Raw genomic sequence first — 7,835 nt, 5'->3', positions numbered from 1 at the left:
GTTCCTGCGGCACCGGCGTCCGCTTCGGCTCCCGGTTCGGCGTCCGGTTCGGTGTCTGCGCCGGCATCGGCGCCCGCGCCCGCTTCCGCGCCGGCGCCGGCCGCGGCTTCAGGTCCGGTGACGAAACCGGCCGCCGCGCCGTCCGTTCCGGCACCTGCCGCGGCGACGCCGGCCTCCGAGTCGACCGCGCCTGCACCGGCCTCCGCGACGCCCGCGCCGGCCGATACCTCGCCCGCGCCGGCGGGCAACGCGTCGACGCCCGCGAATACCGCCCCGGCGACGCCGTCCGCGCCGTCCGGCGCCAGCGCGCCCGCGGCCAACTGATCGGCCGCACCTCGCGTCGCGCGATGCCGGCAATCGCGCGACGCGACCCGCCTGTTCGCCTGCGTTCCCTGCCAATCGAATCTCTGCGTGCACGACAGCCTGCCGTGCACGATCGCTCGATGGCGACGACGAGATCGACAGCGACGCTTCGAAACGGGTAACGCAGATCCGGCACCGGCGGTCACGAAAATCGACGACGGCGCCACCGCCATGCGTCGATCCCGGCCACCCCGACCTCACCGCTTCGCGCGTTAGCCGGACATCGTGCGCAGCGCACTCGCGCGACGCTCCGCCGTCCCCGCCGCGGATCGCGCACGATCGCGTCGGGCTTCAGCCCCGCCACCGCCCCGCCCTGGTTGCCGACTGCGACGCAACCGCGCCAGGCAGGCCGACACGCCCTCACGCGACCGCCGCCCCGGCACCGACTCAACAGCAGCGCCGGGTTCCCGAAAAATATTTCAATTTGCCGACACGGCATGCGCTTCCGGTCGTGTTTTTAAATTGGCACCAAAAACGGCCGTTTAACGCCGGTTCGAATTGTTATGGACCGAAATATACTTCGCGCGCATCCCACCCTCGTGCCAAAGAGAGGATGCTTTTTTTGCCCCGGCCACGGTCCCCCTGTGGCCGGGGTATTTTTTGCCCGCGGCCCGGTTGGCAAGGCTTTCCGGCCGATTGCAGCGATGCCTGCGCCACCGCATCGCTGCCGGCCGGCGGTGCACCGACCGCACGTCGACAGGCCATCGCCGCACGAACGCTGGCCGGTTGCGTCGCCGAACGCGCAGTTCACGCCGGCGCGGGCCAATGCCCAATATCGAACGGCGACTTCGCGTCGGCCAGCCTGCATCGACCTTTCGCTGACGAGCGGCCGTTGCACACACGCGCCCCGCACCGCTCGCGCGACGATGCTCGGCAAGCACGACACCCCGCAACGCACTCGCGAGCGCCGCACCTGCGGCCTTCGCGCGGCCCCGCACCGGTCACATATTGTTGAATTCAAATCAAGATAATTTCGTCCTGACACGGCTTTTTTCACAAAAGTGATGCAGGCACACTGCGCCCTGTCCCCGACGGCGCGCGACGCCGTTGTCCACCGTTTCCAGGAGCCCGCGCATGAACGCCCCGACTTCCTCTCCTTCCCGCCCCGGCGGCGGCGCCCTGCCGCTGCTGGCGCTCGCCGCCGGCGCGTTCGGCATCGGCACGACCGAGTTTTCGCCGATGGGCCTGCTGCCCGTGATCGCCGACGGCGTGCACGTGTCGATTCCGCAGGCCGGCATGCTGATCAGCGCATACGCGATCGGCGTGATGGCCGGCGCGCCGCTGATGACGCTGCTGCTCGCGCGCTGGCCGCGCCGCTCGGCGCTGATCGCGCTGATGACGATCTTCGCGATCGGCAACCTGCTGTCGGCCGTCGCGCCGAACTACACGACGCTGCTGCTCGCGCGACTCGTCACGAGTCTCAATCACGGCGCGTTCTTCGGGCTCGGATCGGTCGTCGCCGCCAGCCTCGTGCCGCGCGACAAGCAGGCCAGCGCCGTCGCGACGATGTTCATGGGCCTCACGATCGCGAACGTCGGCGGCGTGCCGGCCGCGACCTGGCTCGGCCAGATCATCGGCTGGCGGATGTCGTTCGCGGCGACGGCAGGCCTCGGCCTGATCGCGATCGCCGGGCTTCTCGCCGCATTGCCGAAGGGCGAAGCCGGCAGGATGCCGGACCTGCGCGCCGAACTCTCGGTGCTCACGCGCCCGGTCGTGCTCGGCGCGCTCGCGACCACGGTGCTCGGCGCCGGCGCGATGTTCACGCTGTACACCTATGTCGCGCCGACGCTCGAACACCTGAGCGGCGCGACGCCCGGCTTCGTGACTGCGATGCTGGTGCTGATCGGCGTCGGCTTCTCGATCGGCAACATCGCGGGCGGACGCCTCGCGGACCGTTCGCTCGACGGCAGCCTGATCGCCTTCCTGGTGCTGCTGATCGCGACGATGGCCGCGTTCCCGCTGCTCGCCGGCTCGCATGTCGGCGTCGCCGCGACGCTGCTGGTGTGGGGCGTCGCGACGTTCGCGGTCGTGCCGCCGCTGCAGATGCGCGTGATGCGCGCCGCCGCCGAAGCGCCGGGCCTCGCTTCGGCCGTCAACATCGGCGCGTTCAACCTCGGCAATGCGCTGGGCGCGGCAGCTGGCGGCGCGGCAATCTCGGCCGGCTTCGGCTACGCGGCGGTGCCGCTCGTCGGCGGCCTGATCGCCGCGGCCGGGCTCGTGCTGGTCTTGTTGCAGATCGCGCAGCGCCGCAACGTGACGGTCGCCGCGAATTCGTAAATCGCCGCGATGGCGACCGCGCGCGCGCGGCCGGTATCGGCGCGCGCGTCGGCCGGCGCCAGACCACCCACGTCGCAATACCGGTCGCGGTGCAATCGGGCCGACTTCCGCTTTCCGATCGAATTCGTCGTCAATACAATCCGCGGAATCGGAATATCGACAATTCCGCCCGCCATCAATTAAAAACCCGATTGATCCGCTTACTGAAACTGATTCAAACGGAATATCCGCCGAACCCAGGACTTTTCCGCCGGGAATTACCCAATCCAGCCCGATAGCCACAATGCACCGCACCATACGGGAAAATCGTGTCGCACCCCGCATCAGGCTCGCATAAATTACCGCAAACAAAGAAAATATTTCTTCTCACCATCGAGCCCCGGAATCGGAAAAGGCAATGTTTTCCTGAACCGTTCAGCGATCGGCCATGTCGACTGTAACAAAATGAAACAGCATCGCCGATAAGATTGAAAGACCGGTCGATTCGTATCAGGATTTACCGTACCGCGGCACGCAACGCGCGGCATAAATCCAATCAAAATCCGATCGATGAGGGATCCGCGTGAAACTCGCCATTGCTTCCACGACATTAACGCTCGCGATGTCAATCGGCCTTCAGTCTCCCGCCGTGGCAGCCACCTATTCGAACGGCACCGCGACTGCCACCTTCAACGTCACGCTGACCTTGCAACCGAACTGCACGATCGCCGCGACCCCGCTGAACTTCGGCACCAACGGCGTGCTCGCGACCGCGGTCAACCAGCAGACGACCGTCAACGTCACCTGTACCAACACGACGCCGTACAACGTCGGCCTCGACGCGGGCTCGGTCACCGGCTCGAGCGTGGCAAGCCGCCTGATGGCCGGCACGGCGACGGGCAACACGACGACCACCGTCGGCTTCCAGCTCTACCAGGACGCGGGACGCACGACGATCTGGGGCAACACGCAAGGCACCAACACGGTGGCCGGCACCGGCACGGGCGCCGCGCAGGCGCTGACTGTCTACGGCCAGGTGCCCGCGCAGGCGACGCCGAAGCCCGACACGTACCAGACGACCGTGACCGCCACCGTCTACTTCTGACGCACGCCGCTTCGCATGACCGTTTTTCGTCGAACGCTCGCCGCGCTGCTGTGCGCGGCCGGCGCCGCGCATGCCGCGTCGCTGCAGATTTCCCCCGTATCGATCGAGTTCGCCGCGGACGATACGGCGACCGGCATCACACTGCGCAATCCGGGCAGCCGCCCCGTGTACGGACAGGTGCGCGTGTTCCACTGGGATCAGGTCGACGGCCAGGACACGCTGACCCCGACGCAGGATCTCGTCGCGAGCCCGCCGCTGATCCAGGTCGCGACGCAGTCGGACCAACTGATCCGCGTCGTGCGCGCGTCGCACGCGCCGTCGGGCACCGAGCAGAGCTACCGGCTGCTGATCGACGAACTGCCGCAGCCCGGCGAGGCGCCGACCAGCGGCGTCGCGATCCGGCTGCGCTACTCGATCCCGGTGTTCGTCGAACCGGCAGCCGACGGCGCGCCGCAGCTCGACTGGACGCTGCTGCGCCACAACGGCGACTGGCTGCTGCGCGTGCGCAACGTCGGCGCGCGACGCGCGCAACTGGCGTCGGTCGAACTCGTGACCGCCGACGGCCGCGCGTATCCGCTCACGCGCGGGCTGCTCGGCTATGCGCTCGCGGGCCGCACCGGCCAGTGGAGCGTGCCGCTGCCGGCCGGCGTCTCGCTCGCCGGCAAGGTGACGGTGCGCGCGGCGGTCAATTCGCAACCGGCCAGCGCGGTGGTCGCGGTGGAGCCGCCGGGCTGACCGGCCGGTGCGTCTCCCGGCCTCGTCCCCTGCCCCACGCCGCCGCGCGCCGCGACGTGCGTCGCGCGCCGCCTTCGCGGCCGTGGTGGCGGGCGGCCTGCTCGCGCTCGGCGCCGCACGCGCGGACGAACCGGCGGGCCTCGTGATGGCCGACGGCACGCACGAAGTGATCCTCGGCGTGAGCGTCAACGGCGACGACACGGCGCTGCTCGCGCACTTCGTCGAACGCGACGGCCATCTGTCCGCGAGCGGCGCCGACCTGCGCGCGATCGGCTTCGCGACCGACCGGCTCGGCATCGCCGATGCGGCAACCGTCGACCTCGACTCGATCGCCGGCCTCAGCTACCGCTACGACGCGGCGCGCCAGATCGTCGACCTGCGGATGCCCGACAAGCTGCGGCGCCCGTACGCGCTCGACAGCCGCGCGTTGCCGGCCACGCAGGCGGCCAGCGCGTCGCGCGGCCTCGTGATCAACTACGAGGCGTATGCGCAGACGATCGGCGCGCAGCAGTTCTCGCTGTACACCGACCTGCGCTACTTCGACCCGCACGGCGTATTCAACAACACGGGCACCGCCTACTTCTACAACGGCCAGCGGCGCTATACGCGCTTCGACACGTCGTGGAGCCGCTCGGACCCGGCACGGCCGAGCACCACGCAGATCGGCGACGCGATCTCGGGCTCGCTCGCATGGACGCGCTCGGTCCGCCTCGGCGGCTTCCAGTGGCGCAGCAACTTCGCGCTGCGCCCCGACCTCGTGACGTTCCCGATTCCGTCGCTGTCGGGCTCCGCCGCCGTGCCGTCCGCGGTCGACCTGTACATCAACAACGTGCGCCAGTACAGCGGCAGCGTGCCGAGCGGCCCGTTCATCATCCACGACGTGCCGGGCATCACCGGCGCCGGCCAGGCGACCGTCATCACGCGCGACGCGCTCGGGCGCACGGTCGCGACCTCGGTGCCGCTCTATGTCGATACGCGAATGCTCGCGGCGGGGCTGTCGAGCTATTCGTTCGAGGCCGGTTTCCTGCGCCGCAACTATGCACTGCAGTCGTTCGACTACGATGCGCGGCCGGTCGTCAGCGGATCGATGCGGCGCGGCGTCAGCGATGCGCTGACCGTCGAAGGCCATGCCGAGGCGACCGGCGGCCTGCTCAATGCCGGCGTCGGCGCGCTGATGCGGCTCGGCCACGCGGGCGTCGTGAGCGGCGCGGTCGCGGGCAGCGCCGGCCGCTATCCGGGCACGCAGGTCAGCGTCGGCTACCAGCTGATCGAGCCGCGCTTCTCGATCAATGCGCAGACGACCCGCGCGTTCGGCCGCTATGGCGACCTGGCTTCGCGCGACGGCACGCCGGTGCCGTCGGCGACCGACCAGGCGACCTTCGCGCTGCCGTTCCTGCATCGCCAGACGCTGTCGCTCAGCTATATCGGCTTCCGGCTGCCGCAGGGGCCGAGCGCGCGGATCGGCACGGTGTCGTACACGCTCGGCCTCGGCGATCTCGCGTCGCTGAGCGTCAGCGCGTACCGCGACTTCGCGCAGCACGGCGCGAACGGCGCGTTCGTGTCGCTGAACATCGGGCTCGGCCGCAATACGTCGATCAACGCGACGGTCGGCCGCCAGCAGGGCCAGTCGAACTACACCGTCGACGCGAGCCGCCCGCCCGACTACGACGGCGGCTGGGGCTGGGGCGTGCAGACCGGCGGCACGGGCGCGGTGCCGTACCGGCAGGCGCAGCTGCGCTATCTCGGTCATGCCGGCGAAGTGATCGCGGGCGCGCAAAGCCTCGACCGCCAGACCGGCGCATCGCTCGACGTGAGCGGCGCGGTCGTGCTGATGGATCGCAGCCTGCAACTGTCGCGCCGCATCGACGACGGCTTCGCGCTCGTGTCGACCGACGGCGTCGCGGGCATCCCGGTGCTGCACGAGAACCGCGTGATCGGCACGACCGATCGCGCGGGCCACCTGCTCGTGCCCGACCTGAACGCGTACCAGAACAACCAGATCGCGATCGACGCGATGAAGCTGCCCGCCGACGCGCGGCTCGCGCGCACGTCGATGACCGTGGTGCCGCAGGCGCAATCGGGCGTCGTCGCGCATTTCGGCGTGTCGCGCTATCGCGCGGCGTCGGTGATCCTGCACGACGATGCCGGCCGCGCGCTGCCGGCCGGCGCGCGCGTGCACCACGTCGAGAGCGGCGCGAACACGATCGTCGGCTACGACGGGCTCACGTTCGTCGACGGACTGAAGGAGGACAACCATCTCGTGATCGACTACGGCTCGCAGCACTGCGAAACGGAATTCGCGTTCACCGCGCCCGGCAACGGCACGCTGCCGACCGTCGGGCCGCTCACGTGCCGAGCGACGCGATGAGACGCGTGCTGCTGCTTCTCGTCGCGATCGCCGCCTGGTGCGGCGTGCCGCGTCACGCGCAGGCCGAGACCTGCACGGCGACCGCGTCGAACCTGAGCTTCGGCTCGGTCAGCCCGATTTCGCGCGCGTCGGTGGCCGCGACGGGCACCGTCAGCGTCACCTGCACGTGGTCGGCCGTCACGCTGACGCCGAACGTGCTCGTCTGCCTGAATCTCGGCGGCACGAGCCCGCGCAGCCTCGTCAACGGCAGCAACGCGATGCAGTACGACCTGTACCAGGACGCTGCTCATTCGGTCGCGTGGGGTTCGGTCTATTCCGGCACGACGCCGCTGTCCGTCACGCTGGCCAAGCCGGCGCTCGGCACGAGCGCGAGCGCGACGGTCACCGTCTACGGCCAGATCGCCGGGAACCAGCCGACCGTGCCGACCACCGGCAACAGCAGCACGACCTACTCGCAGCAGTTCGGCGGCAACACGACGTCGATCAACGCCGGCTTCTACCTGCTCGCCGCGCCGACCTGCGCATCGCTGACCACGTCGAACGGCACCTTTCCGTTCAGCGCGAGCGCGACCGTCGTCAACAACTGCAACATCAGCGCGACCAACGTGAACTTCGGCACTGCCAGCGTGCTGTCGGGCGCGCTCGCGGCGACCGGCTCGATCACCGCGCAGTGCACCAACGGCGACGCGTGGAAGATCGCGCTGAACGGCGGCAGCAGCGGCAACGTGACGGCGCGCCAGATGCAGCGCAGCGGCGGGGGCGGCACGATCGGCTACGGGCTCTATACGGATGCCGCGCACTCGATCGCGTGGGGCGACGGCACCGGCGGCAGCACGACGGTCACGGGCGTCGGCACCGGGACCTCGCAGGCGGTGACCGTGTACGGCGCGGTGCCCGCGCAGACGACGCCCGCGCCCGGCAACTACAGCGACACGATCACCGCGACGATCAGCTTCTAGCGGAAAATCGCAGGCAGCCGGCGATGGTGCGACTCCGGGTCTGCCTCGC

At 69.6% G+C, this 7,835-nt stretch carries 5 protein-coding genes and 1 pseudogene; 5 read left to right on the top strand and 1 reads right to left on the bottom strand.

Going from position 1 to position 7,835, the window contains the following annotated elements:
- Nucleotides 1-536, bottom strand: a pseudogene (locus tag BST28156_RS20990) (hypothetical protein); the annotation flags it as partial.
- Between the two features lie 901 nt (nt 537-1,437).
- On the opposite strand from BST28156_RS20990, the gene BST28156_RS20985 reads away from it, so the two are divergent.
- The 5 genes from BST28156_RS20985 (at nt 1,438) to BST28156_RS20965 (ending at nt 7,786) form a co-directional block, all read left to right on the top strand.
- Nucleotides 1,438-2,640, top strand: coding sequence for an MFS transporter (locus BST28156_RS20985; RefSeq protein ID WP_174903297.1), 1,203 nt, complete (start codon nt 1,438-1,440; stop codon nt 2,638-2,640).
- Nucleotides 2,641-3,241: 601 nt separating this feature from the next.
- On the top strand, nt 3,242-3,724 hold the full coding sequence (locus BST28156_RS20980; protein ID WP_174903296.1) for a Csu type fimbrial protein: 483 nt from the start codon (nt 3,242-3,244) through the stop codon (nt 3,722-3,724).
- A 15-nt stretch (nt 3,725-3,739) separates the two neighbouring features.
- Nucleotides 3,740-4,459 carry a fimbrial biogenesis chaperone gene (locus BST28156_RS20975; protein ID WP_174903295.1) on the top strand — a complete coding sequence of 240 codons (720 nt, stop codon included), beginning with the start codon at nt 3,740-3,742 and terminating at the stop codon, nt 4,457-4,459.
- An 85-nt stretch (nt 4,460-4,544) separates the two neighbouring features.
- A complete protein-coding gene (locus BST28156_RS20970; RefSeq protein WP_437341298.1) occupies nt 4,545-6,827 on the top strand; it encodes a fimbria/pilus outer membrane usher protein in 2,283 nt (760 codons plus the stop codon).
- Nucleotides 6,824-7,786: a Csu type fimbrial protein gene (locus BST28156_RS20965; protein WP_060242190.1), complete on the top strand. Its 963-nt coding sequence runs from the start codon at nt 6,824-6,826 to the stop codon at nt 7,784-7,786. Before BST28156_RS20970 ends, BST28156_RS20965 begins: the two co-directional genes overlap by 4 nt.
- The last annotated feature ends 49 nt before the right edge of the window (nt 7,787-7,835 follow it).

The sequence above is a fragment of the Burkholderia pseudomultivorans genome (genome assembly GCF_902499075.1).
In the GTDB taxonomy this organism is placed as follows: Bacteria; Pseudomonadota; Gammaproteobacteria; order Burkholderiales; family Burkholderiaceae; genus Burkholderia; species Burkholderia pseudomultivorans.
The sequence above is the reverse complement of the archived record's forward strand: the minus strand, read 5'-3'. Positions and strand labels throughout refer to the sequence as shown.